Below are 26,262 nucleotides of genomic sequence, written 5' to 3'. Positions count from 1 at the left end.
CCGGAACCTCAGTGCACGGCGCGCAGCGCGACGCGTGGTGACGGGCTCGACGCATCGACCATTGCGCGCGTCGGCACGTCCGATGTGGCGCCCCACGCCACCGCTGCGGCCGGCACGGCCCCGCCGCGGCACTTGTGCAGGTGCACGCGATCGCCGGGCATCAATTCCATCCGCAGGGCCGCCGGCGAGGGCTGTTGCAGGGCGCGCAGGGGCCGGAAGGCGAAACCCAGGGCATCGCCCTGCTCGGCCGCCACCGAGAGCCGGCGCAAGGCGCGATCATCCGCGCCCTGCGGCCAACACAGCACCGCGCCGCAGGCCCCGGAGCGCAAGCCCTGCTCGGCAGCCCACAGCGCATCGCGGCCCTCGGCCCGCACCACGCGCAGTCGCGCCAGATCGAGCCCGGCCGCGGCCAGTGCCGGCGCATACGGCAGGTAGGGCGGCGCCACCATCAGCAGGCTGCGGCCCTGCCGCGCCAGCCGCACCAGGGTGGGCAGCAGCAGGCGCAGTTCACCCACGCCATCCATCGGCAGCAGCAGCTCGAGCAGCGACGCGCCGGGCCAGCCACCGCCCGGCAGCGCGGCGTCGAGCGGGGCATGGCCGGTGGGCTCCCCCGGCCGCCCGGCCGCCTGCCCCGCGGCCGGCCAGAGGCGGCGCTCGTGGATCAAGGTATCGAGGGAAGCAAGGGCGGCAGGCATGGCAGGTCACCGATCCGGCAGAGGAAAGTACCACACAAAAATGTGGCTATCGTGAAGCCGGCGGGCCGGCGTCTGCCGATGGGAATCGATGCCTGTCTCAGGGTTCGCGACCGGCCCGTCACGGGTGCCGCCGGCTATACTCCGCGGGCTCTTGCTCGCGGCGGGAGAAGCGGTGGCACCGGGCCTCGATCCCCGGCGCCCACGCTGCCGAAGGCGCAACGCCCGTAATCGCTCAGGCCCCCGTACCGTCGCGCGCGAGCAACTCTGGAGAGACCGGTCGAACCCGGCGCCGAAGGTGCACGCGAAGCGCGATTCCGGCTTCGCAAACTCTCAGGCAAAAGGACAGAGGGGCACCACCGCGCCTTCCGCGCGGCCCCTCCATCACGTCCGGACATCGCCATGACCACGCCTTCGCTTCGCGCCCTCGAGCACCACGACGCTTTCCTGGAGCGCCATATCGGCCCGAACGCGGCCGAGATCGCCCACATGCTGAAGGTGGTCGGCCAGCCCTCGCTCGAGGCGATGACCGACGCCATCGTGCCGGCCTCGATCCGCTCGACGCAGCCGCTCGCCCTGCCCGCCCCGGTCACGGAAGTCGAAGCCCTCGCGAAGATCCGCGCGATCGCGAACAAGAACCAGGTGTTCCGCAGCTTCATTGGCCAGGGCTACTACGGCACCCACACGCCGAACGTCATCCTGCGCAACATCCTCGAGAACCCCGCCTGGTACACGGCCTACACGCCCTACCAGGCCGAGATCTCGCAGGGCCGCATGGAGGCGCTGATCAACTTCCAGACCATGGTGACCGACCTCACCGGCATGGAGATCAGCAATGCCTCGCTGCTCGACGAAGCCACCGCCGCCGCCGAGGCGATGACGCTGGCCAAGCGCTCGGCCAAGTCGAAGTCGAACCGCTTCTTCGTCTCGAAGCACGTGCACCCACAGACCCTCGCCCTGCTGCACACCCGCGCCGACGGCATCGGCATCGAGGTGGTCGTCGGTGACGAAGCCGACGCCGCCGGCGCCGACGTCTTCGGCGTGCTGCTGCAGTACCCGAACACGGTCGGCCAGATCCACGACTACGCCGCGCTGGCCGACGCCATCCACGCCAAGGGCGGCCTGGTCGCCGTCGCCACCGACCTGCTGGCGCTGACGCTGATCAAGGCCCCCGGCGAATGGGGCGCCGACATCGTGGTCGGCAACACCCAGCGCTTCGGCGTGCCCTTCGGCTTCGGCGGCCCGCACGCCGCCTTCCTCGCCTGCAAGGACGCCTTCAAGCGCTCGATGCCGGGCCGCCTGATCGGCGTCTCGGTCGATGCCCAAGGCAACGCGGCTTATCGCCTCACCCTGCAGACCCGCGAGCAGCACATCCGCCGCGAGAAGGCCACCTCGAACATCTGCACCGCGCAGGTGCTGCTGGCGGTGATGGCCTCGATGTACGCCGTCTACCACGGTCCGGAAGGCCTCACCCGCATCGCCACGCGCGTGCACCGCCTCGCCGCGATTCTTGCATCCGCGCTTCGCAGGACGGGCGTCACCGTCGGCACCGACTTCTTCGACACCCTGCACGTGGTCGGCGTCGATGCCGCCGCGCTGCACGCCAAGGCCAAGGCCGCGCGCATCAACCTGCGCGCGATCGACGCCACGAGCGTCGGCATCAGCCTCGACGAGATCACCACCCGCGAGGACATCGCTGCGCTCGCCGCGCTGTTCGGCGCGACCGTGGCCGACATCGACGCCGCCGACGCCAGCACCCCGGACGCCCTGCCCGCCGGCCTGCGCCGCACCTCGGCCTTCATGCAGCACCCGGTGTTCAACACGCACCACAGCGAGCACGAACTGCTGCGCTACCTGCGCACACTGGCGGACCGCGACCTCGCCATGGACCGCACGATGATCCCGCTGGGCTCGTGCACGATGAAGCTCAACGCCACGGCCGAGATGATCCCGGTCACCTGGCCGGAGTTCGCCAACATCCACCCGCTGTCCCCGGCCGAGCAGGCCGAGGGCTACCGCGAGCTCATCACCACGCTCGAAGCGATGATCGTGGAGTGCACCGGCTACGACGCCGTCAGCCTGCAGCCGAACTCCGGCGCGCAGGGCGAGTACGCCGGCCTGCTGGCCATCCGCGGCTACCACCGCGCCCGCGGCGAGGGCCACCGCCACATCTGCCTGATCCCCGAGTCGGCGCACGGCACCAACCCGGCTTCGGCGCAGATGGTGGGCATGGACGTGGTGGTCGTGGCCTGCGACAAGGACGGCAACGTCGACGTCGCCGACCTACGCGCCAAGGCCGAGAAGCATTCGGCGAACCTCGCCGCGCTGATGGTCACCTACCCGTCCACGCACGGCGTGTTCGAGGAGGCCATCGTCGAGATCTGCGAGATCATCCACGCCCACGGCGGTCAGGTGTACACCGACGGCGCCAACATGAACGCCATCGTCGGCGTGGCCAAGCCCGGCAAGTGGGGCTCGGACGTCTCGCACCTCAACCTGCACAAGACCTTCTGCATCCCGCACGGCGGCGGTGGCCCCGGTGTCGGCCCCTGCGCGGTGAAGGCGCACCTCGCGCCTTACCTGCCGGGCGCGCTGACGACCGACGGCTTCCGCACCGCCGGCGTCGGCGACGGCCCGATGGTCTCGGCTGCCAGCTTCGGTTCGGCCAGCATCCTGCCGATCAGCTGGATGTACATCGTGATGATGGGCGCCGAAGGCCTGCGCCGCGCCACCCAGGTCGCCCTGCTCAACGCCAACTACGTGGCCAAGCGCCTCGAGCCGCACTTCCCGACGCTGTACTCGGGCAGCAACGGCCTCGTCGCGCACGAGTGCATCCTCGACCTGCGCCCGATCAAGGACAGCACGGGCATCAGCGCCGAGGACGTCGCGAAGCGCCTGATCGACTTCGGCTTCCACGCGCCCACGCTGAGCTTCCCCGTCGCCGGCACGCTGATGGTCGAGCCGACCGAGTCGGAATCGCTGCACGAGCTCGACCGCTTCATCGACGCGATGATCCAGATCCGCGACGAGATCCGCGCCATCGAGGACGGCCACCTGGACCGCGAGGACAACCCGCTGAAGCATGCCCCGCACACGGCCATGGTCGTGACGGCCAGCGAGTGGACCCGCGGCTACCCGCGCGAACTGGCGGCCTTCCCGCTGCCGTCGCTGAAGCAGACGAAGTACTGGCCGCCGGTGGCCCGCGTCGACAACGTCTACGGCGACCGCAACATCATGTGCGCCTGCATCCCGGTGGAAGCCTTCAAGGACGCCGAGGAACCGGCGGCGGGTTGATCCATGCCCCTTGAGCGCATCAGCTCCGCCACGCCCTACGCCGCCCTCGCCCTCATGCAGGCGGCGACGGCGAACGCGCCCCGGCTGGAATCGCCTCGCGCGATGCCGGCCATGGCCTCCGTCTCGGTGGATGTGAATGCGCTGGCGAACCGCGTGAATGGTGGGGCCGCCAATGGCATGGCGGCCCTTCCGGCCGCACTGCAGGGGCGTGACGACCGCCTCGGCCAGCGCTTCGACGCCCGCGCCTGAGCCTTCGCACCGCCCCGTGGGGGCGGACGCCACGGTCCCGAATCCCCGTGCGCCTTCACGGTTTCCGGGCGCAGGAGGCGTAGGCTTCCGGACACTTCCCCGAGGGTCGCGCCAATGATCAACGGCATTTCCTCCAACGCCTCGCAGTCCGGCATGGCCGTCGCGCTGCAGCGCGTCGACGCCGCCGCGAGCAACACCGCGAACCGCCAGACCGAAGGCGCCCAGCGCCTGCGCGTCGAGCAGTCCGAGGCCCCGAACGGTGGCGTGCAGGCGCGCACCGTGCGCACCACCGAAGCCAACAACACCGACCAGGCGGCGATCAGCGACGCCATCGACGCCCGCGTGGGGCAGCGCGATTTCGAAGCGAATGCCGCGGCCTTCCGCGCACGCGAGGACGCCATCGGCAGCCTGTTCAACGAGCGCGCCTAAGCCGCATCGCCGCACAGCGGCATCGCTCAACGCCCCGCGTCGGGCTCCGAAGGCGGCGCCACCAGGGGCAGGCGCAGTTCGAATCGCGTGCCCTCGCCCGGCCGGCTCTCGACGCTGATGCTCCCAGCGAGCAGCTGGCCCACCAGGTTGTAGACGATGTTCAGGCCGAGGCCGGTGCCGCCGCGGCCCATCTTCGTCGTGAAGAACGGCTCGAACACCTTCCGCCGCACGGCCTCGTCCATGCCGCGCCCATCGTCGGCGAAGGACAGCACCACCTCGGTGCCCTCGGCCTTGCCGATCCGCACCGCCTCGATGCGCAGCGTGCCTTCGGCGTCCTCGTCGAAGGCGTGCATCGCCGCGTTGTTCACCATGTTGCCGACGATCTGGCTGATGGCGCCCGGATAGCTGTCCATCACGATGCCGTCGGGCACGTGCAGCGCCACGCGGAAGCGGGCATGGCGAAGGATCGGCCCTTCCATCTCCAGCGCCTCGCGGACGACGGTGCCGAGATCGAAGCGCCGGCGCTTGCTGCCCGATCGATCCACCGCGACCTGCTTGAAGCTCGACACCAGCTCATGCGCGCGGCCGATGCTCCGCACCACGAGCTGGCTGCCCTCGCCCAGCACGCGCAGGAAGCTGTCGAGATCACTGCGCTTCAAGCGCCCTTCCTCGGCAGCGCGGGCGACACCCTGCGCCTGCCCGTGCAGGGTCGAGCTGACGACCAGCGCGTTGCCGAGCGGCGTGTTCAGTTCGTGCGCCACGCCCGCCACCATCTGGCCGAGCGACGCCATCTTCTCCGCCTCGACGAGCTTGCCCTGCGTGCCACGCAATTCCTGCAGCGCCGCTTCGGCATCGTCACGGGCCTGCACCAGCTCGACGGTGCGCAAGTCCACGAGCGCCTGCAGCCGGAGTGCGCGCTTGGCCGCGAGGGCTTCGCGCCAACGGAGCAGGCCGGCGATCGCCAGCAGCAGGAGCAGCAGGCCCGCGAGCAGGAAGGCCGGCGTCTGCCAGAACCTCGCTTCGACCCTCAGCGGCAGCACCAGCGCGTGCGGGCTCCAGTCGCCGACGCGGTTGGTGGCCTCCACCACCAGCACGTAATCGCCTGGCCACAGGCCGCCAAACGTCGCCGTGGGCTGGCTCGCATCGGCCGCGATCCAGCCGCCGGATTGCCCTTCGAGCCGATAGCGGTAGCGCACGGCGGCCGGGTCGGAGTAATCGAGACCGCTGAAACCGATGGCCAGTCGCCGCGTTCCGGCGGGCACCCGCCAGCCCCACGGCTCGCGGGGCAGCGCGACACCATCGGCCTCGACGGTGCCCAGCACCACCTGAGGATTGAACGCCCAAGGGCGGAATCGCGAGGGATCGAGCAACACCAAACCCGTGCTGGTGCCGAACACGATCTGGCCATCGCCCATCGCCAGGCTGGCTCCCCAGACCTGGTTGGCGACGTCGAGGCCATCCGCCGGGCCGAGGGCCTGCCAACGCCGGGCGCGCGGATCGAAGCGCACGCGCCCCGTCCAGACGATGCCATCGCGATCCACCACGAGCTGGTCGCCCAGGCCCTGCGGCACGGCCGTCGCCTCGATCTGGCGCTCGAACTCGACACCGTCCGTCGAGGGCTGAAGGCGGTACAGCCCGTCGCGCGCCAGCATCCAGAGCGTGCCGTCGGGCCCTTGCTCGAGGCGCAGCACACCGGACTCGGCCCCTGCCCGCGCCGCGGGCATGGCCGCGGACGCCAGCGTCCGCGCTGGACGCAGGCCACCGCCCGACGCCGGCCGCCACCAAAGCCCCAGCGGCGTCCCGACCCAGAGCCGCGCGGCATCGTCCTCGAGCACGGCCCACACGAGTTCATCGAAGGGCTGACCATCCTCCCGAAGCACCGGAGGGGCGGCCTCGCCGTCGGCGCCGATGCGCCGCAGACCACGCTCCAAGCCCGCCCAGACACCACCCCCGACCGCCACGCCCAGGGTGCGGGCGCAACGCTCGGGCCAATCCTCGGCCACGGGTTCGAAGCGGCCGGCATCGTCGGCCGCGCGCCACACGCCGCCTTCCTGCATGGCGGTCCAGAACTGGCCATCCGGCGTCCACAGCAGGCTCCGCACCGTGCCATCGGCCAATGCCTCGCCGACGGAAATCGCGCGCCGAACGCGCAAGCTGCGGGTGTCCACTTCATCGATGCCAAGGTCGCCGACGGCCAGCCACAGGCGTCCGTCCGGCAGCGGCGCGGACGCGTTGATGGTGGGATGCCGCAGCCCCCCGGGGCCGGACGGCAGGTAGCGGAGGGCCTGCAGCCCGGAGGGCAGGCGCTGTAGGCCGCCGCCCCAGGTGGCGACCCACAGCTGGTCGGCGCGGTCCACGAGGATCGACTGGATGCGGTCGACCCCCAGGCTGCCGACGCGGCCCGGCGACTGTCGCAAGCGCTCGATCAGCGCGCCGCTGGCGGCGTCACGCACCTCGAGCCCGCCACCGAAGGTCGACAACCACATCCGCCCTTCGCCCCAGTCGACGAACCCGTCCACCCAGGGATGCCCCACGCCGCCAGGCGCCGGCGCCAAGGGCAAGTGGCGCACCGAGCCATCACGTTCGACAACGGAGGCGCCATGCGCCTGCGTCCCGACCCACAGCCGCCCGTCGCGCGCCTCGTGAATCGCGTAGACATATCGCCCTTCGAAGCCCGGCACAGGCTCGGACATGGTCTCACCCGCCCCGAGGCGCATCAGGCCGCCGCGGTGGCCCAGCCAGAGCGTGCCTTGGCGATCGACAAGCACCGTGCGCACCGATTCGCCGGGCATCAGGTGCACCCCGTCCACCCAACGTCCCTCGGCGTCGATTCGCCGAGCGCCGTCGCGCGCATCGGCGATCCATGCCCCGCGCTCACCGTCCGAGGTGATGGCGAGGGGCGTCAGCCCGCTGTCCCGATGGGTCGACGGGGTGTCGAGAGGGGGCAGGCGCACGAAGGCCCCGGTCGCCGGGTCGCGCCACCACACGCCGAAGCCCTGGAGGCCCACCCACAGACGGCCGTCGGCCGAGGCGTGCAGGCTCTGCACGTACGCCCTTGGCAAGGCCGGCGAGCGGTCGGACTCATGGAGTACCCGCTGTCCGTCGAAGCGCAGCAGGCCATTCGTCGACCCCACCCAGATCAGGCCGTCACTGTCCTCAGCCAGCGCGGTGATGACCCCGTTCGGCACGGCCCGCGCATCGGCGATGGTCTGGAAGACCGGCGGCGTGGGCGACAGGCCCGTGGCCGACGCGAGCGCGGCCTGGACGCACGACAGAACGACAAAGGCGGAAATCGCCACGACCCGGGACAGTCGCCGCCCGCCTTGGGCCGCGGCCGAAGCCGGTATCGCGCTGGCTCCCTGCCTCGCTTCCGCCATGCCGCCGTGCTCCCCGTCGAAGGTGCCCGCCGATCATGGCAGACACTGCGAGGGGGCACATGTGGCGGCGCGCCATGGCGCCGCCCTTGCGATCAGGCGAACGGATCCTGCAGCACGATGGTCGACTCGCGGCCCGGGCCGGTCGAAACGATCGACAGCGGGCAGCCCGCCAGTTCCTCGAGCGCGCGCAGGTAGGCGCGTGCCGCCGGGGGCAGCTTCTCCCACTCGGTGACGCCGGCGGTGCTTTCGCTCCAGCCCGGGAACTCGAGGTAGACCGGCGTGCACTCTTCCCAGCCCGCCGCGTCGAGCGGCGCGTACTCGGTGCGCTTGCCGCGGTATTCGTAGGCGATGCAGATCTTCAGCTTCTCCATCCCGTCGAGGATGTCGAGCTTGGTGATGCACAGGCCGGTGATGCCGTTGATGGCCACGGCGCGCTTCAGCGCAACGATGTCCATCCAGCCACAGCGGCGCGGGCGGCCGGTGGTGGCGCCGTATTCCTGGCCGCGGTCGCGGATACCCTGGCCGATCTCGTCATTGAGTTCGGTCGGGAACGGGCCGCCACCGACGCGCGTGGCGTAGGCCTTGGCGATGCCGAGCACGTAGTCGATGGCGTCCGCGCCGACGCCGGTGCCGGCCATCGCGCCACCCACCGTCGTATTCGACGAGGTGACGTACGGATAGGTGCCGTGGTCGATATCGAGCAGCGAACCCTGCGCGCCTTCGAACATCACGCGCTTCCCCTGCTTGCGCAGGTCGTGGAGGATGCCGGCCACGTCGGCCTTCATCGGATCGACGTACGCACCGAACGCCAGCGCCTCGTCGAGCGTCTTCTGGTAGTCCACCGCCTCGACGCCGAGGTACTTCGTCAGCACGAAGTTGTGGTAGTCCATCGTGGTGCGGAGCTTCTCGGCCAGCTCCTTCGGATAGGCGAGGTCGGCCACGCGGATGCCGCGGCGCGCCACCTTGTCCTCGTAGGCCGGGCCGATGCCGCGGCCGGTGGTGCCGATGGCCTTGCCGCCGGCCGCCTTCTCGCGGGCCTGATCCAGCGCGATGTGGTACGGCATGATCAGCGGCGTGGCCGGGCTGATCTTCAGCCGCGAACGCACCTCGACGCCGCTCTCCTCGAGCTGGGTGATCTCTTTCTGCAGCGCCGCCGGCGACAGCACCACGCCGTTGCCGATCAGGCACAGCGCGCCCTCGCGCAGGATGCCGGAGGGGATCAGGTGCAGCACCGTCTTCTTGCCGTTGATGACCAGCGTGTGGCCGGCGTTGTGGCCGCCCTGGAAGCGTACGACGGCGCCGATCTCCTCGGTGAGGAGGTCGACGATCTTGCCCTTGCCCTCGTCGCCCCACTGGGCGCCCAACACCACAACCGACTGACCCATGGCCGAAGCCCTCTCTTCAATGGAATGCGGGCCCTTTCGGGCGGGCCTTGGCCGGGCGGGAGCGGCGCCGCGGGGCGCCGGGCATTCCTTGGCCCCAGACAAGACAAAAGCCGGTGGCGCTTGAGGCGCCCCGGCTTTGCGAAATTATCCGCCCTTTTTCCGCCCCCCGCCACCCCGAAGGGCGGCGGGCGGCCACGGCTCAGCGCCGGGCCTGCTCGAAGTACTCGAAGAACTCCGAATCCGGATCCAGGACGAGCGTGGTCTTGCCGTCGGCGAGCGCGCCGCGGTAGGCCTCGAGGCTGCGGTGGAAGGCGTAGAACTCCGCGTCCTTGCCGTAGGCGCCGGCATAGATCTCCGCGGCCTTGGCATCGCCTTCGCCGCGGATCTTGGCGGCATCGCGCTCGGCGTTGGCGAGGATCACCTGGGCCTGCTGGTCGGCTTCGGCGCGGATCTTCTCGGCGCGCTCGTTGCCTTCCGCACGGGTGCGGGTGGCGACTTCCTCTCGGTCGGCGCGCATGCGGTTGAACACGCGATCCAGCACCGACTCGGTGCCCGACGCGCCGTCATCCGGCAGGTCGATGCGCTTGATGCGGACGTCGGCCACCTGGATGCCGAGCGTGGCGGCGCCCTTGTTGATCTCGTCGATCAGGCCCGCGGTGGAATCCCGACGGCCGGCTTCGGCGAGCTGGCGCAGCGTGCTGCGGTTGATCAGGCTGCGCAGGGCGCCCTCGACGATCGGCGACAGGCGGGTAATGGCCTGGCTCTCGATGCCGCCGCCGGCAGCGCGGTAGTACTGCGCCACGTTCTCGATGCGCCACGCCACGAAGTAATCGACCTGCACGTCCTGCTGCTCGGAGGTGAGGTAGCGCTTGTTGTCGGCGGTCATCGTCAGCAGGCGGCGATCGAAGGTGCGCACCGTCTCGATGAGCGGCACCTTGAAGCGCAGGCCGGGTTGGACGTCCTCGCGCACGACTTCGCCGAGGCGCAGCACGATGGCCGTGTCGGTCTGGTCGACGGTGAAAACGGATCCCATCAGCAGGAGGATGGCGAGCGCAGCGGCGATGAGGATATTGGGGAGCTGGCGCATGTCAGCGGCTTCCTTCGCGGAGTTCACGGTCCGTCGGTCGGGCCGGACGGGCGGATTCACTGGCTTCGACGGCGGCAGCCTGCACTTCCGGCCGCGACAGCAGCGGCGGTGTCGCCCCGTTGTCGCCCGCAGCCGCAGCGCCACCCTGCACGGTCGGCTGCAGCAGCAGCGTGTTGCCGCTAGCCCCCGCGATGATGCGCGGATTGGTCGACAGCACCTGCTGCACGGTCTCGAGGTAGAGGCGCTTGCGCGTCACTTCGGGGGCCTTGCGGTACTCGGCCAGCAGCAGTTCGAAACGCTGGGCCTCACCCTCGGCACGGGCGACGACCGCTTCGCGGTAGCCGTTGGCGGCAGCGAGCGTCCGCGAGGCCTGGCCGCGGGCGCGGGGCACGACCTGGCCCTCGTACGCCTGCGCCACGTTCTGGAAGCGCTGGGCGTCCTGTTCGGCGGCGATCACGTCGTCGAAGGCGGCCTTCACCGCGGCCGGCGGCGCCGCCACGGGCAGCACGAGCTGGTTGATCGTCAGGCCGGTGCGGTACTTGTCGAGCGAGTCCTGCACGACCTTCTGGACCCGGGCCGTCAGGTCGTCGCGTTTGTTCAGCGCGGTCTCGAGGTCGGCGTTGCCGATGGCCTCGCGCACCGCGCTTTCCGTGAACTGCTGCAGCAGGTCGCGCGGCGTGCGCGTGCCGAACAGGAAGTCTTCCGGGTTGGTGATCGTGTACTGGACGTTGTAGCCGATCTCGACGAGGTTCTCGTCGCGCGTCAGCGCCAGCATCTGCTCCTCGACCGCGCCGACGTCCTGCGCCTGGACCACGATCACGCGCTCGATCGGCCACGGCAGCTTGAAGTTCGCGCCCGGCTCCATCATCCGGCTGTACTCGCCGAAGCGCAGCACGACGCCGCGATCACGCTCGTCGATCAGCTTGAAGGAGTTGAAGACCAGCCAGACGAGCAGCAGGCCGCCGATCAGGTACAGCGGGTTGAAGCCGTCGGCACCGCCGCGGCCACTGCCGGCGCCACCGCCGCCAAACATGCCACGCAGCTTGTCGACGAACGCCTGCACCTCGCGGTTCGGGTCTTTCCCGCGCCAGGGGTCGTTGTTGCGGTTTCCGGGTTGGTTCCAGGCCATGGGGGCTCCGTGCGGACACCCGCAGGCCGCGGGCGTCGATCAGTTCACGATTCTAGGTAGGGGTGGCAGGGGCAACAAGCAAGAGCCCGTGAAGCGGATGGCCTCCCGGCGCCGCCGCAAGCCGCTCGGCCGTGCTGCGCGGCAGCCGGACCTCGAGCTGCCAGCCGGGCTCGTCGACCGTCTCGGCACGCACCGCCCCCATCGCGTGGAGCTGGGCCCGGAGCCGGCCGTCGGCGGCGCCGAGCACGAGGCGCCCCACCAGCAGGTCGGCGGCGAAATGGGTGCCCAGGGCCTCCAGCAGGGCGTCCAAGCCGGCACCGGCGCGTGCCGACACCCAGGCCTGCGTCGCCTCGCCGTCGCGGATGTCGATCCGCGGCTCCAGGCCCTCGATGCGGTCGATCTTGTTGAAGACCGTCCATTGCGGCACGTCGCCGGCGCCGATCTCCTCGAGCACTTCGTTCACCGCGGCGATGCGCGCGTCGCGCTCGGGATCGGCGGCGTCGACGAGGTGCAGCAGCAGGTCGGCCTCCCGCGCTTCGGCGAGGGTCGAGCGGAAGGCCGCCACGAGGTCGTGCGGCAGGTCGCGGACGAAGCCCACGGTGTCGGAGAGCAGCAACGGTCCGCAGGCGAGGCCGTCGATGCGGCGGACGGTCGGGTCCAGCGTCGCGAACAGCTGGTCCGCCGCGTACACGCCGCTACCCGTCAGCGCATTGAACAGCGTCGACTTGCCCGCATTGGTGTAGCCGACGATGGCGACCCGCGGAAGCTCGTTGCGCGCCCGCGCACGGCGCATCTGCGCGCGCTGCACATCGATGCGCGAGAGGCGCTTCTCGAGGGCATCGATGCGCGCGCGGATCAGTCGCCGGTCGGTCTCCAGGGCGGTTTCGCCGGGGCCGCGCAGGCCGATCGAACCGCCGCGCTGCGAGTCCATCGACTTGCCCTTGCCGGTGAGGCGGGTGGCCGAATGCTTCAACTGCGCGAGCTCGACCTGCAGCTTGCCGTCGGCGCTCGCGGCGCGCAGCGCGAAGATGTCGAGGATCAGGCCGACGCGATCGATGACGCGCCGCCCGAGGTCGTCGCTCAGGTTGCGTTCCTGCACCGGGCTCAGGGTGGCGTTCACCAGCACGACGTCGACGTCGGCGGCCTCGCAGTAGCCCTTGAGCTCCTCGACCTTGCCGCTGCCGAGGTAGTGGCTGGCGCTGGGGCGCTCGAGGCGGGCATCGATCACGGCGACCACCTCGGCACCGGCCGAGCGCGCCAGGTCGGCGAACTCCTCGGCGATGGCGGGGTCGCGTTTTCCGGGCGCCGCAGGCTGGACCAGCAGGGCGCGCTCTCGGCGGGGGCTGTTCATTGGTACGGGCGGCGAAGAACGCGCCGCGCGAAGGTCACTCGTTGCCTTCGTCGGGCAGCTCGTCGCCACCCTCGCCGCCATCGCCGGCTGAATTCACCTGGCCGCCGCCGGGCCCCACGCGCACGTTGCGCGATGGCACCACGGTCGAGATGGCGTGCTTGTAGACCATCTGGCTGACGGTGTTGCGCAGCAGGACGACGAACTGGTCGAAGCTCTCGATCGTGCCCTGCAGCTTGATGCCGTTGACGAGGTAGATCGACACCGGGATCCGTTCGCGACGAAGCGCGTTCAGAAACGGGTCTTGAAGGCTTTGGCCTTTCGACATGGGGAATCCGGCGTGGTTGTTCTTCTCGGGACAGGCATCGTAGCCCGCGGGCCGGTCACGTGCGAGTGAGCGCAGGCCGCGGCACCCGAGCGGCGCAGCCGCGATTCAGGCATCGGGGCCGAGGAAGGCCCGCATCGCCTGGTCCAGCGGCGCGCGCGCGGTCGAGGGGTCGAACCACAGCGCATCGTGTTCGCCGCGCAGCCACGTGAGCTGGCGCTTGGCGAGATGGCGCGTGGCGGCGATGCCCTGCTCGACGAAGGTCGCGGTGTCGGTGGCGCCGTCGAGGTGCTGCCAGGCCTGCCGGTAGCCGACGGCACGCATCGCCGGGAGGTCGGGATGGAGGCGCGGGTCGGCCTTCAGCGCACGCACCTCGTCGAGGAACCCGGCGGCCAGCATCGCGTGGAAGCGGCGCGCGATGCGCTCATGCAACACCGTGCGGTCGGTGGGCGCCAACACGAGCTTGAGCACGCGGAACGGAAACGGCGCACGCGGTCCCCGGCTGCGGGCCTGCCACTCGCTGATCGGCACCCCGCTCAGGCGGAACACCTCGAGGGCACGCAGCGTGCGTTGCGTGTCGCCCGGCTTGATGCGCGTGGCGGCGACCGGATCGACCCGCTGCAGTTCGGCATGCAAGGCCGGCAGGCCGCGCTCGAGGAGTTCGCCCTGCAGTGCCTCGCGCATTCCCGGATCCGATTCGGGCAGGTCGGAGAGCCCCTCCAGCAATGCCTTGAAATAGAGACCGGTGCCGCCGACCAGCAGCGGCAGTCGCCCCTGCGCGGTAAGCGACTGCATTTCGCGCAGGGCATCGCGCGCGAAGTCGGCGGCGGAATAGGGTTCGTGCGGCTCGCGGAGGTCGATCAGCCGATGCGGTGCACGTGCGAGCGTCGCGGCATCGGGCTTCGCGCTGCCGATGTCCAAGCGTCGGTAGACGAGGGCGGAATCGACGCTGATGACCTCGGTACCGAGGCGTTGGGCCCAGTCGGCGGCGAAATCGGTCTTGCCCGACGCGGTCGGACCCATCACCGCCACGGCCCGCGGACGGTGGTCGGCGCGTGGATCGACGGCTTGGGAAGAGCGGGAGTCGAAGGAAGCGGTCGGCATCGGCGCGCAGCATAGCCGCAGGACAGCCGGGTGCGTCCCGCGCCGTTGTGCGGGCCCGGTGCGGGGCGTAGATTCGAGGCCGATTCCCGCTGCGCCGCCCTACGGAGCCCCGTCCATGTCGCGCCTGAAGGCTTTCGGATTCCTGCTCGTCTTCCTGATCCCGGCCACCCTACCCTTCGCGGCGTGGTTGGCGTCGCAAGGACTGGCGCCCGGCGCGGCGGCCTGGTTCCCACTGGTGGCGCTGTTCGTGCTGCTGCCACTCGCCGACTACACGCTGGGCCACGACAGCCTGAACGTGCCGGTCGAGCAGGAACGTGCCTTCGCCCACTCGCGATGGTTCCGTGGCCTCACCGTGCTGGCGCTGCCGGTGCACCTCGGCGTCCTGGCGTGGAGCGGATGGTGGTTCGTCGGCGCCGACCTCTCCCCGCTGGCGATGGCCGGCTGGCTGCTGTCGCAGGGCGTGGTCGGCGGCGTGCTCGCGATCAACACCGCCCACGAACTGATCCACAAGGACAGCCGGTTCGAGCAGACCGTCGGCGGCCTGCTGCTGGCCTCGGTCGGCTACCACGGTTTCAAGGTCGAACACATCCGTGGCCACCACGTGCACGTGTCGACGCCGGAGGACGCGTCGAGCGCGCGCTACGGCCAGAGCCTGTGGCACTTCCTCCCGCGCGCACTCCTCAACAACACGCGCAATGCCTGGGCCTTGGAGGCCGTGCGCCTGCGCAAACTCGGCCTGCCGGCGCTGCACTGGCGCAACGAGCTGGTGGGCTGGACGGTGGCGTGGCTGGCGATGGCCGCGGCGATGACGGCGTGGCTCGGCCTGGTCGGCCTCGGCTTCTTCCTGCTGCAGGGCCTGTTCGCCGCGAGCTCGCTGGAAATCATCAATTACATCGAGCACTACGGCCTCGAGCGCCGGAAGCTGCCCGACGGCCGCTACGAGCGGACGACGCACCTGCACAGCTGGAACAGCGACTACCGCCTCTCGAACCTGATGCTGTTCCAGCTGCAGCGGCACAGCGACCACCACGCCTTCCCGAAGCGGCCTTACGCCATCCTGCGCCACCACGCCGACAGCCCGCAGTTGCCCGGCGGTTACGCATCGATGTTCGTGCTGGCGCTTGTGCCGCCGCTGTGGTTCCGCGTGATCCACCCGCGTGTCGAGGCCTTCCGAGCCCGCGTCGCGCCGGCTTGATCGCCCGCTGCCTCCCCCCGACAAAGGATTCCTGATGCTCCGCAACGCCGCCGCACAGGGCGCCATGCTCGCCGCCGCCTTGGTGATCGCTCCCCTCGCCCAAGCCGGCGTGCTCGCCACCGAGCTGCTGCCGATGCCGCTGGCGCCGGAGATGGAAAGCTCCACCCAGCTCCACCTTCCGGACGCTTTCGATCCGAAACAACCCACGTGGGTGTCGTACAAGCTGATCGCGGTGTCGCCCACGAAGGATCCGGAAGGCCAGGTCGTGGTCACCGGCATGTTCGAGCGCGAGCCGACCTCGCCGACCGCGGGCACCGTGCTGTTCGAACCGCGTGACCTGCGTGTCACCCAGTCCGCCGGGACCATCCAGCAGCAGTTCGAGCAGAACTTCGGCAAGCGCAGCGAATCGGGGCTCCGCGCGATCTGGGGCGACGCCATGTACGACGCCTACGTCGCGGTGAATGCCGGCACCGGCCGCATGCTCGACGGCACGGCGGTGCGCGAGCTGCCGCCGCTGTCGCAGGGCGATCCGATCCTGCTGGTCAGCGTCGAGAACGCGAAGGGCATCCAGCCGGCCGGACTGCTCATCACCGTCGGCCAAGGCGAGATCCCCGCGGCGCACCAACCGAACGTCGAATCCACTGGCGCCTTCAAGCTCGGCCTGGGGCTCGGGAAGATGCTGCCGATCCTGCTGCTGCTCGGCATCGGCTACGTCGTCTACCGCGTCATCCAGTCGCGGCGCGAAGGCTGAGCGACGCGCCGCTTACTCGTCGTCAGACCAGCGGATCGACGGCGCCGCCGGCTTGCCCCGCGGCGTCGGCACGGTGGCCACGGCCGCCCACACCTTCAGTGCGTCGACGGTCGCCGCCACTTCATGCACGCGCACCAGCATCGCGCCGTTCTGCACGGCGATCAGGTGCGCGGCCACCGAAGCGGCCAAGCGATCCCCGACCTCACGCCCGGTGATCTGGCCGAGGCTCGACTTCCGCGACAGCCCCGCCAGCACCGGCACGCCGATCTCGGTGAAGCGCCGGAGCTGCGCCAGCAGCGCGAGGTTGTGTTCGAGCGCCTTGCCGAAACCGAAACCGGGATCGATGACGATGCGCCGCTTGTCGATGCCCGACATCTCGCAGGCGAACACGCGTTCGGCCAGGAAGCGGTGCACGTCGCCGACCACGTCGTCGTAGGCCGGTGCCTGTTGCATCGTCCGCGGCTCGCCGGCCATGTGCATCAGCACGACGGCGGCTTTCGACGCCGCCACCGCCTCGATCGCGCCTTCCGCGCGAAGCGCCATCACGTCGTTCACCATGCCGGCGCCCGCGGCCAGCGCTGCACGCATCACGCCGGGCTTCGTGGTGTCGATGGAAATCGGTACGTCCGTCTTCGCCACCAGCGCCTCCACCACGGGCAGGACGCGGGCGAGCTCGGCGGCTTCGTCGACCGGCTCGGCCCCGGGCCGCGTCGATTCGCCGCCCACATCGAGCACGTCGGCACCCTCGTCCACCAGCCGAAGCCCGTGCGCGACGGCGGCCTCGACGGTCGCGTGGCGGCCCCCGTCGGAGAACGAGTCAGGGGTGACGTTGACGATGCCCATCACCCGGGGGCGATCCAGCCGCAGCACACGGCCGGCGCAATCGATGGTGGGGACGGTGTCGATGCCGAACATCATGGATTCCCCTCGGGTGGGATCAGCCGCGGGTGCGCTCGAGCAGCAGGGTCATGAAGATGCCCTGCAGGACGGCATCGCGCGCCTCACCGTCCAATGCCGCGTGCTCGTCGATGCGATAGCGGCCTTCCATCAGCGCGGGCACCTTCTGCACGCGCATCACCAAGGTGCCGTTGCGGTCCTTGAGCAGGTAGGCCGGGTGGAACCAATAGCCGGCGAACAGCCCGATGATCGGCAGGTCGGAGACGAGTCCATCCAGCACCTTCACCCACGGATTCTCCTCGCTGACGGTCAGCAGCAGGCCGTCGGCGGCCTGGATCTCGTAGTGGGCGCGCCACAGCGAGCGCATGCCGTGCCGACGCACGACGCCGATCGGCTTGCCCGAGGCGTCGGCGATGCGATAGGCCGCGTTGAAATCGAGCATGCGGTCGGCGCGGATCTCGAAGAGCCGGCGCGTCTGCGCCTCGTCGGCGAAGACGGTGACGCTCTCCTTCAACTTGAAGAGCTTCTGCTTGACGTAATGGGTGAGGGTGCCGCGCGCGTCGTTGACGCGGATCTGCGGCGAGAGCGCGATGCGCTTGAAGGCGATGTGCAAGGGAAATTGCATCGGACAAGCTCAAGGAACGGAGCGCCATGCTCGCCGCTGCGCCCGGCATCCACAAGCCCGTAGCTAATCGCCGATCTTCAGGATCAACCAGCTACCGAGGATGGCCATGGGCAGGCCCAGGAGCAGGCCTGCCCACACCAACAACGCCGGCTTGCCCAGCCAAAGGTTCAATCCCGAGACCGCGAGGGCGGCGAAGCCGCTGCCCACCAAGCCACCGCCCACCGCGCCGCGGAGGCGATTGCGCCGCGATACGCGCAGCACCGCCGCGGCGTCGACCAACGGCGGTGAGCGGTCGGAGGCGATCAAGCCTGCGGAGCCGCCGGGCCCAGCGGGGCCCCCGCCGAGGGGCCGTCGTTGTCCTTGACGGGCGCATTGCCGGCCTTGCCCCAATCCGCCGGCGGGCCCGGACGACGGCCCTCCATGATGGCGTCGATCTGCTGCGCGTCGATGGTCTCGTAGGTCAGCAGCGCCTCGGCCATGACATGGAGCTTGTCCATGTTGTCGGTGAGGATCTGCTTCGAGCGGGCATAGGCCCGGTCGAGGATGCCGCGCACGACCTCGTCGATCCGGCGGGCGGTCTCGTCCGAGACGTTCTTCGTCTGCGAGACGCTGCGACCCAGGAACACCTCGCCTTCGTCCTCGGCGTACGCGATCGGACCGAGCTCGTCCGAAAGGCCCCACTTGGTGACCATGTTGCGGGCCATCTTGGTGGCGCGCTCGATGTCGTTGGACGCGCCCGTGGTGACCTTGTCCGCGCCGAAGATCAGCTCTTCGGCCACGCGGCCGCCATACAGCGAGCACAGCATCGACTCGATGTGGACCTTGTTGTAGCTGTAGCGGTCGCCCTCGGGCAGGTACATCGTGACGCCCAGCGCGCGGCCGCGCGGGATGATCGTCACTTTGTAGACCGGGTCGTGGTCGGGCACGACGCGCCCGACGATGGCATGGCCGGCCTCGTGGAAGGCGGTGAGCTTCTTCTCATCCTCGCTCATCGCCATCGAACGGCGCTCGGCGCCCATCAGGATCTTGTCGCGAGCCTTGTCGAAGTGCTCCATGCGGACGAGCTTGCCGTTCTCGCGCGCGGCGAACAGCGCGGCCTCGTTGACGAGGTTGGCGAGGTCGGCGCCCGAGAAGCCCGGCGTGCCACGCGCGATGGTCATGGGCACGACGTCATCGGCCAGCGGCACCTTGCGCATGTGCACCTTCAGGATCTGCTCGCGGCCCTTGACGTCCGGCAGGCCGACGACCACCTGACGGTCGAAGCGGCCCGGACGCAGCAGGGCCGGGTCGAGCACGTCGGGGCGGTTGGTGGCCGCGATCACGATCACGCCTTCACCACCTTCGAAACCGTCCATCTCGACCAGCATCTGGTTGAGGGTCTGCTCGCGCTCGTCGTGGCCGCCGCCGAGGCCGGCACCGCGATGGCGGCCGACCGCATCGATTTCATCGATGAAGATGATGCAGGGCGCGTGCTTCTTGGCGGTGTCGAACATGTCGCGCACGCGGCTCGCACCGACGCCGACGAACATCTCGACGAAATCCGAACCGGAGATGCTGAAGAACGGCACCTTGGCCTCGCCGGCGATGGCGCGGGCCAGCAGGGTCTTGCCGGTACCCGGCGGGCCGACCATCAGCACGCCGCGCGGGATCTTGCCGCCGAGCTTCTGGAACTTGCCCGGGTCGCGCAGGAACTCAACGAGTTCGCCGACTTCTTCCTTCGCCTCGTCGCAGCCGGCGACGTCGGCGAAGGTGACCTTGATCTGATCCTCGCTCATCAGCTTGGCCTTCGAACGGCCGAAGCTCATCGCGCCCTTGCCGCCACCCTGCTGCATCTGGCGCATGAAGTAGACCCACACGCCGACGAGCAGCAGCACAGGCAGCAGGCTGACCAGCAGGGACAGGAAGAAGCTGTTCTGCGGCGGCGGCTCCTGGGTGAAGGTGATGCCCTTCGCCAGCAGTTCGTTGGTGAGGTCGCGGTCTTCCGGTTTGAAGGTGACGAAGGTCTCGCCGTTCTTCCGGGTGACGCGCGTGGTCACGCGGTCCGCCTCGATCTCGACCTTCTGGATGTTGCCGCCGCGGACCTCCTCGATGAACTCGCTGTACGCGATGTCGCGCCCCGCGCTCGGGCCACCGGAGAAGTTCTGGAACACCATCGCCAGCACGACGGCGACGACGAGCCAGAGGAGGAGGTTGCGGGCGAGATCGTTCATTTCATCGGTCCTTCGCGCTTGGCGGTCGCCAGCGCATACACCTCGGTCGACCGCTTGCGCGACGCCTCGGGCTTGCGGATCACCACGCGCTCGAAGCGAGTGCGCAGTTGCCGTACGTAATCGTCGAAGCCGACCCCCATGAACAGCTTGATGAGGAAGGCGCCGCCGCGTTTCAGGTGGCCGTCGCAGAAATCCAGCGCGAGCTCGGACAGATGCATCGCCCGCGCCTGGTCGGTGACGGCCACGCCACTCATGTTGGGGGCCATGTCGGAAAGCACAAGGTCGACCGGCGCACCCGCCAAGAGGGCTTCCAGCTGCGACAGTGTTTCCGGCTCCCTGAAATCACCGTGAAGGAAATCGACGCCGGCGATCGGCGGCATGTCGAGGATGTCCAGCGCGACCACGCGCCCGCGGTCGCCGAGCTGCTTGCGGGCCAGCTGCGACCAGCCGCCGGGGGCGGCACCGAGGTCGACGATGGTCATCCCCGACTTCAGCAGCTGGTCACGTTCGAGCAGCTCCTCCAGCTTGTAGGCCGCGCGCGAACGCAGTCCTTCGGCCTGCGCCTTCTTCACGAAGGGGTCACTGAAGTGTTCCTTGAGCCAGCGCTGGCTGGACTTGCTGCGGGTGGCCATGGTGCCGCCGTGGGGAAGGCCCCCCATGATACCCTGCGCGCCCTTCGGGCCGCCCCGGGCCGAAGGTCCTGCTGCCGCCGAAGGTTCCCGCCATGCCCATCGCCCTCACCGCCGCCCAGAAGCGCTACCTGCGCGGGCTGGCCCACGACCTGAAGCCGGTGATCCTGGTGGGCGGCAAAGGCGTGACCGACGGTCTGGTGGCCGAGACCGTGAGCGCCCTGCAGATCCATGAGTTGATCAAGGTGAAGGTGGCCGCGGAGGACCGCGAGGCCCGCGACCTCGCCATCGCCACCCTGGCGGACGCGGCAGATGCCGCGCTGATCGCGCGGATCGGCAACATCGCCGTGATGTTCAAGCCGCGCACCGACAAGCCGCTGATCGCCCTGCCGCGCTGAGCCATGCCGCTCGCCCAGGAGCAGCCCGATTTCCGCTTCGTGCCCCGCGGCGTCGACGCCGAGGGCCGGGTGACGATCAATGACACCCGCTTCGATGCCAGCTTCATCGTGTCCGGCGACCAGCTCGTCGAAGGCTGGCGGCCGCGAAACGTGGCCGACCTGCAGCCCAGCGACCTCGAGGCCCTGTTCGCCCTGCAGCCGACGGTGATCCTGCTCGGCACCGGTACGCGCCATGCGTTCCCCGCCCCTGCCGTCATGGCCGCGGCCCTGACGCGCGGCATCGGCTTCGAACCGATGGTGAATTCGGCGGCGGCGCGCACCTTCGCGGTGCTGGCCGGCGAAGGCCGCAAGGTCGTCGCGGCCTTCCTGATCGACCCCGGCGCCTGACGCGCCGCCCGCCGGCGCTCAGCGCCGAGGCAGCAGCGGGGTCGGATCGACCGGCTTGCCGTTCCGGCGGATCTCGAAATGCAGCATGTCGCGGCTGGTGCCCGTGCGGCCCAGTTCGGCGATCTGCTGCCCGGCGCTGATGTTCGCGCCCTCCGCGACGAGACGACGGCGGTTGTGGCCGTAAGCCGAGAGCCACTCGTCGTTGTGCTTGATGATGATGAGCTCGCCGTAGCCCACGAGCCCGGCGCCGGAATACACGACGGTCCCCGCGGCCGCAGCGCGCACCGGCTGCCCGGCGGTGCCGGCGATGGCGATGCCCTGCCGCGCCTTGTCGCCCTCGGCATAGCGGGAGATCACCTGACCCTGCGTCGGCCACTGCCACTGCCCGACGCGGAAGGCCGACGTGCCGGCGGGACCGGTCGGCGTCGAGGCCGGCACCACCACCGGGGCCGGTGCGGCAACCGCGGGCGAAGGCCGGGGCCCGGGATTGGAGGCCGGAACGGACGTCGACGTAGGCGTCGTGGAGGCCACCGGTGCTGTGGGTGTGCGCGTCGGCGGATTCACCGGCGTGGAGACGGGGGCCCTCACCGGACGGGGAGGCGGTGCCGACGTGGCCGCCGTCGTCGGAACGACCGGGCCCGAGGACCCCGCCGGTCCACGCGGCATCGGCGGCGGCCCCGAGGCGACCGCGGGTGCCGCCGGCGCGGAAGACGGGCTGGAAGCCGCAGGGCGCGTCGTCGTGCGCCGCGGTTCGCTCAGGCGGAGCACCTGGCCGGGCTTGATCACGAAGGGCTCGCCGATGCCGTTCCAACGCGCGACTTCACGCCAGTCGAGGCTGTTGCGGAATGCGATGCCGTACAAGGTGTCGCCGGTCTGCACCACATGGGAGGGGCCGCGCGGCGCGGTCGAGGCCGCTGCCCTGGCCGGCCTCGCATCGGTGTAGATGGGGCGCGGTGCGGCCTCTTCGCGCACCACGGTCGTGCTGGCACAGGCGGCCAGCAGCAGGGCTGCCGCCGACAGCGCGATGCCGCGCAGGGCGCCAACGGCCGGATTCCGATTCCGCATCACTGCACTCCCGACAACAAGGGCACGAAGACCACGCCGCCCAGATCGTCCTGTTCGATGGTGTCGCCTTCGCGACGCAGGCGCAGCAGGCGCTGCGCACTGGCGCCGCCGACCGGCGCGACGAGCGTGCCGCCCGGCGCGAGCTGTTCGAGCAATGGCGCCTCGAGGGCCGCACCACCGGCGGTGACAATGATGCCGTCGAACGGGCCATGCTCCGGCCAGCCGAGGCGGCCGTCGTCATGGCGCGACCGGATGTCGAGCGACAGCTGGCGGAAGCGGCGACGCGCATCGCGCAACAGCTCGTCGATGCGCTCGACGGTGAACACCTCGATGCCGAGCGCGGCGAGCACGGCGGCTTGGTAGCCGCTGCCGGTGCCAACTTCGAGCAGGCGCTTCGGCAGGCCGCGTTCGACCAAGGCCTCGGTCATGCGCGCGACCACCCACGGCTGCGAGATGGTCTGGCCGCGGCCGATCGGCAGCGCGGTGTCCTCGTAGGCGCGGCTGGCCAGCGCCTCGTCGATGAACTGGTGGCGCGGCACGCTGCCGATGGCGCGCAGCACGCGCTCGTCGGTGATGCCCTGCTCGCGCAGGCGCTGCAACAGGCGTTCCACCGCCCGTTGGCCGGTCATGCCGACGCCGGGGACGGCGCGCGGGGCGAGTTTCAACGGCGTGGTCATTCGCGCGCCAAGCCCTTGGCCAGTCCCCCCACCCAACCGGCGACGGTCTCCAGCGCCTGGTAGCGCGTCAGGTCGACATGGATGGGGGTGATCGAGACGAAGCCGCGCTTCAGCGCGTCGAAATCGGTGCCGGGGCCGGCGTCCTGCTCGGGGCCGGCGGGGCCGATCCACCAGACCGGGCGGCCGCGCGGGTCGGTCTGCGCCACGCAGGGCTCGGCGCGATGGCGGTGGCCGAGGCGCGTCACTTCGAAACCGGCGACGTCGGCCCAGGCACGATCCGGCACGTTGACGTTGAGGATGGTGTCGGCCGGCAGCGGGTCGGCCACGAGGCGCGCCACGAGCTCGACGGCGACGCGCGCCGCGGTGTCGAAGTGCAGGCCTTGGTGGTCGCGCGTCACCAGCGACATCGCGATGGCGGGCAGGCCGAGGAAGCGCCCCTCCATCGCCGCGGCGACCGTGCCCGAGTAGATGACGTCGTCGCCGAGGTTGGCGGCATTGTTGATGCCGGAGACGACGATGTCGGGCTGCTCGTCGAGCATGCCGGCGAGGGCGAGATGCACGCAGTCGGTCGGCGTGCCGGCCACGCTGTAGACGCCGTCGCGGATCCGCTTGGCGCGGATCGGCATGTCGAGCGTGAGCGAATTGCTGGCGCCGCTGCGGTCGCGGTCCGGGGCGACGACGGTGACCGCGTGACCGGCGGCCTTGAGCCCTTCGGCAAGGGCGTGGATGCCGGGTGCATCGACACCGTCATCGTTGCTGACCAGAACGCGCATGGAATCCCCACTGGAGCGAGCCGCCATGATAGCGAATGCCAGCGGCGTCGATGCCGCGCTCGCAGCGCTTCGGCTAGCCTATGCGGCGATGAAGATCCCCCGCGTCCTCCGCAAGGCCGTCACCCGCAAGCCCGCACCGGTCGCGGCCGCCTTGCCCGAACCCGACGACGCGGCCCTGTTCCGCGAGGCCATCGGCCCGGTGCGGGTCATCGAAACGGAAGCGCCGGCCGTCGAGGCGCCCAAGCCGCAGCCCAACACCCGCCGCCACGACGAGGACGAAGCCGAGGCCTTGCGCGAAACGATGCGCCAGCCGCTCGACGCCCTGGCCTATGCCATGGGCGAGGTGCTGGAGTTCCGCCGCGACGAGGTACCCCCGCAGACGCTCAAGCGCCTGAAGCGCGGCGAGTTCGCCGTGCAGGACGAACTCGACCTGCACCGGATGCGCGTCGACGAAGCCGAGGCGGCGCTGCGGGTGTTCCTTGGTGAAGCCCGGCGCGCGCAGTTTCCGTGCGTGCGGCTCGTGCATGGCAAAGGTCTGCGCTCGGAAGCCGGCCCTGTGCTGAAGGCGCTGGTTGATCGAGTGCTGCGCCATCGCGGCGACGTCCTCGCCTTCGCCTCCGCCCCGGCGGCCCAAGGCGGCACCGGCGCGACCCTCGTGCTTCTGCGCGGCCCCTGAGGCCGCCTCCGACTCAGTCGCCGTCGGGCAAGGCGTCGCCCGCACCTTCACCCGTCTCACCGCACAGGCCGGCCAGCACCGCGGTGGCGTAGCAGCCCGGCGGCAGGCGGAAGCGCAGTTCCAACGCATCGGCAGCCGGCCACGCCCAGGCCAGCCCCTCCGCGCGAACGCGCAGCGCGCGGCGCTCCTGCGACAAGCCGGCCTCTTCGAGGCCCTTGCACAGCGCCGCTTCGTCGGCGGCGACGGCGGATTCCAGCGCGTTCGCCGCACCAGTGGTCCGCAACGCACCACGACCCCACAGCGGGCCGGTGGGGTGCAGGTCGAACGCGGCCACGCGGGCCTCGAGTTCGGGGGTGATCGGCTCGGGGCCGAACACGCTCTTTCGGCCATCGAGCATGAACACTTCGCCGTCGATGGCGCGTTCCCAGCTGCCGTCGGCGACGCGCGTGTCGAGCACGCGATTGAACAACTCGGAGCGCGCGGCCGAGAGCAGCATCGAGCGGGTCTCGCGCCCCACCTTCGCGCCTGCGAACATCCGCCGGGCCTGCCCGACGTTGTCGCCGAAGCGGCCGAAGCGCTGCACGCCGAAGCGGTTCGGCACGCCGCGATCGGCAATCGACTGCAGGCGCATTTCGATGGCGGCGCGCAAGGCATCGTCAGGCACGTCGCCGCCCGGACCGCGCAACTCACGCAGCGTGATCGTGAATGCATTGCCGGCCAGGCCGCCGCGCGGCAGCTTGCGCGCATGCCAGTCGTGCGCGACCACGCGCAGGCCCTCGGCCTCGAGCGTGTCGAGCGGCGGCGAAACGCGCTTCGGCAGGTGCACGGTGAAGCGCTGGCGCGTCACCGCCTGCTTGTCCTTCAGGCCGGCGAAGCCGATCGCCACCGGCGCCACGTTCGCCCAGCGGCACAGGCGCTGGACGATGTCGGTGGTGGCATGGCCACGCTTCTCGATCCACAACTGCAGGTGTTCGCCCTGCCCGGTCGCCGGCTCGGTGGCGATCTCCTCGACGACGAAGTCCTCGGGGGTTGCCTTGATGCGGGCGGCGAAAAGCGGCGGGCCGAACGGCGAGGCGCTCACGCGCGCTCCAGCAGCACGACGGCCATGGCGGCAAGGCCTTCTTCGCGACCGGTGAAGCCGAGTTTCTCGGTGGTCGTGGCCTTCACCGAGACGACGTCAACGCCGACGCCGAGATCCGCCGCCAGCGTTTCGCGGATGGCCTGCGCATGCGGGCCGACCTTCGGACGCTCGCCGACGACGGTGGCATCGACGTTGCCGATGCGCCAACCGCGCTCGGCGGCCAAGCCCACGCAATGCACCAAGAAGCGCCGCGAATCCGCGCCCTTCCACTGCGCGTCCGAGGGCGGGAAATGCTTGCCGATGTCGCCGAGCGCCAGCGCGCCGAGGATGGCGTCGCAGAGCGCGTGGATCAGCACGTCGCCGTCGGAATGGGCCACGATGCCCTGCGTGTGCGGCACGAGGACGCCACCGAGAACGACGTGGTCGCCGGGGCCGAAGGCATGGACGTCATAGCCCTGCCCGATGCGGATGTTCGCCAT

The 26,262-nt window shown here is 70.3% G+C and carries 25 protein-coding genes, 1 pseudogene and 1 riboswitch; of the genes and pseudogenes, 8 read left to right on the top strand and 18 right to left on the bottom strand.

All coding sequences use genetic code 11. The features are described 5' to 3' along the window. Nucleotides 1-8 precede the first annotated feature (8 nt). A complete protein-coding gene (gene imuA / locus O9280_RS03580) occupies nt 9-695 on the bottom strand; it encodes a translesion DNA synthesis-associated protein ImuA (RefSeq protein ID WP_298338827.1) in 687 nt (228 codons plus the stop codon). 254 nt (nt 696-949) lie between these two features. Further along, a riboswitch (glycine riboswitch) is annotated at nt 950-1,051 on the top strand. A gap of 43 nt (nt 1,052-1,094) precedes the next feature. On the opposite strand from imuA, the gene gcvP reads away from it, so the two are divergent. The 3 genes from gcvP (at nt 1,095) to O9280_RS03565 (ending at nt 4,664) form a co-directional block, all read left to right on the top strand. After that, complete coding sequence (gcvP, locus tag O9280_RS03575) at nt 1,095-3,986, top strand: aminomethyl-transferring glycine dehydrogenase (protein WP_298338824.1); 2,892 nt, start codon at nt 1,095-1,097, stop codon at nt 3,984-3,986. Nucleotides 3,987-3,989: 3 nt separating this feature from the next. After that, nucleotides 3,990-4,235 carry a hypothetical protein gene (locus tag O9280_RS03570; protein WP_298338821.1) on the top strand — a complete coding sequence of 82 codons (246 nt, stop codon included), beginning with the start codon at nt 3,990-3,992 and terminating at the stop codon, nt 4,233-4,235. Between the two features lie 114 nt (nt 4,236-4,349). Continuing rightward, nucleotides 4,350-4,664, top strand: a complete 315-nt coding sequence (locus O9280_RS03565; RefSeq protein ID WP_297876175.1) for a hypothetical protein — start codon at nt 4,350-4,352, stop codon at nt 4,662-4,664. 26 nt (nt 4,665-4,690) lie between these two features. On the opposite strand, the gene O9280_RS03560 is transcribed toward O9280_RS03565, so the two are convergent. The 7 genes from O9280_RS03560 to miaA all read right to left on the bottom strand — a co-directional run bounded on the left by O9280_RS03560 (nt 4,691) and on the right by miaA (nt 14,419). Next, nucleotides 4,691-7,963, bottom strand: coding sequence for a sensor histidine kinase (locus O9280_RS03560; RefSeq protein WP_298338817.1), 3,273 nt, complete (start codon nt 7,961-7,963; stop codon nt 4,691-4,693). Between the two features lie 170 nt (nt 7,964-8,133). Further along, entirely contained in the window at nt 8,134-9,426 is a 1,293-nt protein-coding gene (locus tag O9280_RS03555; protein WP_298338814.1) for an adenylosuccinate synthase, read from the bottom strand. Between the two features lie 199 nt (nt 9,427-9,625). Then, nucleotides 9,626-10,513, bottom strand: coding sequence for a protease modulator HflC (gene hflC / locus O9280_RS03550; RefSeq protein WP_298338812.1), 888 nt, complete (start codon nt 10,511-10,513; stop codon nt 9,626-9,628). A gap of 1 nt (nt 10,514) precedes the next feature. Further along, entirely contained in the window at nt 10,515-11,642 is a 1,128-nt protein-coding gene (hflK, locus tag O9280_RS03545; protein WP_298338809.1) for an FtsH protease activity modulator HflK, read from the bottom strand. A 52-nt stretch (nt 11,643-11,694) separates the two neighbouring features. Then, nucleotides 11,695-12,993: a GTPase HflX gene (gene hflX, locus O9280_RS03540; RefSeq protein WP_298338806.1), complete on the bottom strand. Its 1,299-nt coding sequence runs from the start codon at nt 12,991-12,993 to the stop codon at nt 11,695-11,697. 34 nt (nt 12,994-13,027) lie between these two features. After that, entirely contained in the window at nt 13,028-13,318 is a 291-nt protein-coding gene (gene hfq, locus O9280_RS03535; RefSeq protein WP_298338803.1) for an RNA chaperone Hfq, read from the bottom strand. Between the two features lie 105 nt (nt 13,319-13,423). Continuing rightward, a complete protein-coding gene (miaA, locus tag O9280_RS03530) occupies nt 13,424-14,419 on the bottom strand; it encodes a tRNA (adenosine(37)-N6)-dimethylallyltransferase MiaA (protein WP_298338800.1) in 996 nt (331 codons plus the stop codon). A gap of 115 nt (nt 14,420-14,534) precedes the next feature. Between miaA and O9280_RS03525 the strand changes: the two genes are divergently transcribed. Together O9280_RS03525 and O9280_RS03520 are read left to right on the top strand one after the other, a co-directional pair. After that, nucleotides 14,535-15,614: an alkane 1-monooxygenase gene (locus O9280_RS03525; RefSeq protein ID WP_298338797.1), complete on the top strand. Its 1,080-nt coding sequence runs from the start codon at nt 14,535-14,537 to the stop codon at nt 15,612-15,614. A gap of 34 nt (nt 15,615-15,648) precedes the next feature. Beyond that, on the top strand, nt 15,649-16,365 hold the full coding sequence (locus O9280_RS03520; RefSeq protein WP_298338794.1) for a hypothetical protein: 717 nt from the start codon (nt 15,649-15,651) through the stop codon (nt 16,363-16,365). Between the two features lie 12 nt (nt 16,366-16,377). On the opposite strand, the gene folP is transcribed toward O9280_RS03520, so the two are convergent. From folP to rlmE, 5 genes and pseudogenes are all read right to left on the bottom strand, one after another. Continuing rightward, the gene (folP, locus tag O9280_RS03515; RefSeq protein WP_298338791.1) at nt 16,378-17,280 is read right to left on the bottom strand and encodes a dihydropteroate synthase; all 903 of its coding nucleotides are present in this window, start codon (nt 17,278-17,280) and stop codon (nt 16,378-16,380) included. A 22-nt stretch (nt 17,281-17,302) separates the two neighbouring features. Further along, nucleotides 17,303-17,887 carry a hypothetical protein gene (locus tag O9280_RS03510; protein ID WP_298338788.1) on the bottom strand — a complete coding sequence of 195 codons (585 nt, stop codon included), beginning with the start codon at nt 17,885-17,887 and terminating at the stop codon, nt 17,303-17,305. A gap of 63 nt (nt 17,888-17,950) precedes the next feature. Continuing rightward, nucleotides 17,951-18,193: a hypothetical protein gene (locus tag O9280_RS03505; RefSeq protein ID WP_298338786.1), complete on the bottom strand. Its 243-nt coding sequence runs from the start codon at nt 18,191-18,193 to the stop codon at nt 17,951-17,953. 38 nt (nt 18,194-18,231) lie between these two features. Then, nucleotides 18,232-20,097: pseudogene (gene ftsH, locus O9280_RS03500) on the bottom strand (ATP-dependent zinc metalloprotease FtsH); the annotation flags it as partial. Next, nucleotides 20,094-20,729 (bottom strand): 23S rRNA (uridine(2552)-2'-O)-methyltransferase RlmE, encoded by a 636-nt coding sequence (gene rlmE / locus O9280_RS03495; RefSeq protein ID WP_298338783.1) that lies wholly within the window; start codon nt 20,727-20,729, stop codon nt 20,094-20,096. The gene rlmE and the pseudogene ftsH, both read right to left, overlap by 4 nt. Nucleotides 20,730-20,821: 92 nt before the next feature. Between rlmE and yhbY the strand changes: the two genes are divergently transcribed. Beyond that, nucleotides 20,822-21,124 (top strand): ribosome assembly RNA-binding protein YhbY, encoded by a 303-nt coding sequence (yhbY, locus tag O9280_RS03490; RefSeq protein ID WP_298338780.1) that lies wholly within the window; start codon nt 20,822-20,824, stop codon nt 21,122-21,124. 3 nt (nt 21,125-21,127) lie between these two features. After that, entirely contained in the window at nt 21,128-21,511 is a 384-nt protein-coding gene (locus O9280_RS03485; protein WP_298338777.1) for an Mth938-like domain-containing protein, read from the top strand. An 18-nt stretch (nt 21,512-21,529) separates the two neighbouring features. Here the strand turns inward: O9280_RS03485 and O9280_RS03480 are convergent, their stop codons facing one another. From O9280_RS03480 to surE, 3 genes are read right to left on the bottom strand one after another with little or no spacing between them, the layout of a single operon-like run. Next, nucleotides 21,530-22,576 carry a peptidoglycan DD-metalloendopeptidase family protein gene (locus O9280_RS03480; RefSeq protein ID WP_298338775.1) on the bottom strand — a complete coding sequence of 349 codons (1,047 nt, stop codon included), beginning with the start codon at nt 22,574-22,576 and terminating at the stop codon, nt 21,530-21,532. Then, on the bottom strand, nt 22,576-23,253 hold the full coding sequence (locus tag O9280_RS03475) for a protein-L-isoaspartate(D-aspartate) O-methyltransferase (RefSeq protein ID WP_298338772.1): 678 nt from the start codon (nt 23,251-23,253) through the stop codon (nt 22,576-22,578). The genes O9280_RS03480 and O9280_RS03475 overlap by 1 nt, the downstream gene beginning before the upstream one ends. Continuing rightward, nucleotides 23,250-24,026: a 5'/3'-nucleotidase SurE gene (surE, locus tag O9280_RS03470; protein WP_298338769.1), complete on the bottom strand. Its 777-nt coding sequence runs from the start codon at nt 24,024-24,026 to the stop codon at nt 23,250-23,252. Before surE ends, O9280_RS03475 begins: the two co-directional genes overlap by 4 nt. Nucleotides 24,027-24,114: 88 nt before the next feature. Between surE and O9280_RS03465 the strand changes: the two genes are divergently transcribed. Then, the gene (locus O9280_RS03465) at nt 24,115-24,702 is read left to right on the top strand and encodes a Smr/MutS family protein (RefSeq protein WP_298338926.1); all 588 of its coding nucleotides are present in this window, start codon (nt 24,115-24,117) and stop codon (nt 24,700-24,702) included. A gap of 13 nt (nt 24,703-24,715) precedes the next feature. Here O9280_RS03465 and truD read toward each other — a convergent pair whose 3' ends face one another. Continuing rightward, entirely contained in the window at nt 24,716-25,783 is a 1,068-nt protein-coding gene (gene truD, locus O9280_RS03460; protein ID WP_298338767.1) for a tRNA pseudouridine(13) synthase TruD, read from the bottom strand. Beyond that, entirely contained in the window at nt 25,780-26,262 is a 483-nt protein-coding gene (ispF, locus tag O9280_RS03455; RefSeq protein WP_298338764.1) for a 2-C-methyl-D-erythritol 2,4-cyclodiphosphate synthase, read from the bottom strand. The genes truD and ispF overlap by 4 nt, the downstream gene beginning before the upstream one ends.

This window comes from Silanimonas sp. (genome assembly GCF_027531545.1).
Classification (GTDB): Bacteria; Pseudomonadota; Gammaproteobacteria; order Xanthomonadales; family Xanthomonadaceae; genus Silanimonas.
This window is presented reverse-complemented; position numbering and strand designations above follow the sequence as displayed.

Coding starts and splice junctions, on each gene's coding strand:
- ispF (WP_298338764.1), bottom strand. CDS start 26,262: ATGGCGAACATCCGCATCGGGCAGGGCTATGACGTCCATGCCTTCGGC.
- O9280_RS03520 (WP_298338794.1), top strand. CDS start 15,649: ATGCTCCGCAACGCCGCCGCACAGGGCGCCATGCTCGCCGCCGCCTTG.
- rlmE (WP_298338783.1), bottom strand. CDS start 20,729: ATGGCCACCCGCAGCAAGTCCAGCCAGCGCTGGCTCAAGGAACACTTC.
- imuA (WP_298338827.1), bottom strand. CDS start 695: ATGCCTGCCGCCCTTGCTTCCCTCGATACCTTGATCCACGAGCGCCGC.
- yhbY (WP_298338780.1), top strand. CDS start 20,822: ATGCCCATCGCCCTCACCGCCGCCCAGAAGCGCTACCTGCGCGGGCTG.
- O9280_RS03475 (WP_298338772.1), bottom strand. CDS start 23,253: ATGACCACGCCGTTGAAACTCGCCCCGCGCGCCGTCCCCGGCGTCGGC.
- O9280_RS03480 (WP_298338775.1), bottom strand. CDS start 22,576: ATGCGGAATCGGAATCCGGCCGTTGGCGCCCTGCGCGGCATCGCGCTG.
- hflK (WP_298338809.1), bottom strand. CDS start 11,642: ATGGCCTGGAACCAACCCGGAAACCGCAACAACGACCCCTGGCGCGGG.
- O9280_RS03565 (WP_297876175.1), top strand. CDS start 4,350: ATGATCAACGGCATTTCCTCCAACGCCTCGCAGTCCGGCATGGCCGTC.
- hfq (WP_298338803.1), bottom strand. CDS start 13,318: ATGTCGAAAGGCCAAAGCCTTCAAGACCCGTTTCTGAACGCGCTTCGT.
- O9280_RS03525 (WP_298338797.1), top strand. CDS start 14,535: ATGTCGCGCCTGAAGGCTTTCGGATTCCTGCTCGTCTTCCTGATCCCG.
- O9280_RS03510 (WP_298338788.1), bottom strand. CDS start 17,887: ATGCAATTTCCCTTGCACATCGCCTTCAAGCGCATCGCGCTCTCGCCG.
- O9280_RS03570 (WP_298338821.1), top strand. CDS start 3,990: ATGCCCCTTGAGCGCATCAGCTCCGCCACGCCCTACGCCGCCCTCGCC.
- hflC (WP_298338812.1), bottom strand. CDS start 10,513: ATGCGCCAGCTCCCCAATATCCTCATCGCCGCTGCGCTCGCCATCCTC.
- gcvP (WP_298338824.1), top strand. CDS start 1,095: ATGACCACGCCTTCGCTTCGCGCCCTCGAGCACCACGACGCTTTCCTG.
- surE (WP_298338769.1), bottom strand. CDS start 24,026: ATGCGCGTTCTGGTCAGCAACGATGACGGTGTCGATGCACCCGGCATC.
- O9280_RS03485 (WP_298338777.1), top strand. CDS start 21,128: ATGCCGCTCGCCCAGGAGCAGCCCGATTTCCGCTTCGTGCCCCGCGGC.
- hflX (WP_298338806.1), bottom strand. CDS start 12,993: ATGAACAGCCCCCGCCGAGAGCGCGCCCTGCTGGTCCAGCCTGCGGCG.
- folP (WP_298338791.1), bottom strand. CDS start 17,280: ATGTTCGGCATCGACACCGTCCCCACCATCGATTGCGCCGGCCGTGTG.
- O9280_RS03555 (WP_298338814.1), bottom strand. CDS start 9,426: ATGGGTCAGTCGGTTGTGGTGTTGGGCGCCCAGTGGGGCGACGAGGGC.
- miaA (WP_298338800.1), bottom strand. CDS start 14,419: ATGCCGACCGCTTCCTTCGACTCCCGCTCTTCCCAAGCCGTCGATCCA.
- O9280_RS03465 (WP_298338926.1), top strand. CDS start 24,115: ATGAAGATCCCCCGCGTCCTCCGCAAGGCCGTCACCCGCAAGCCCGCA.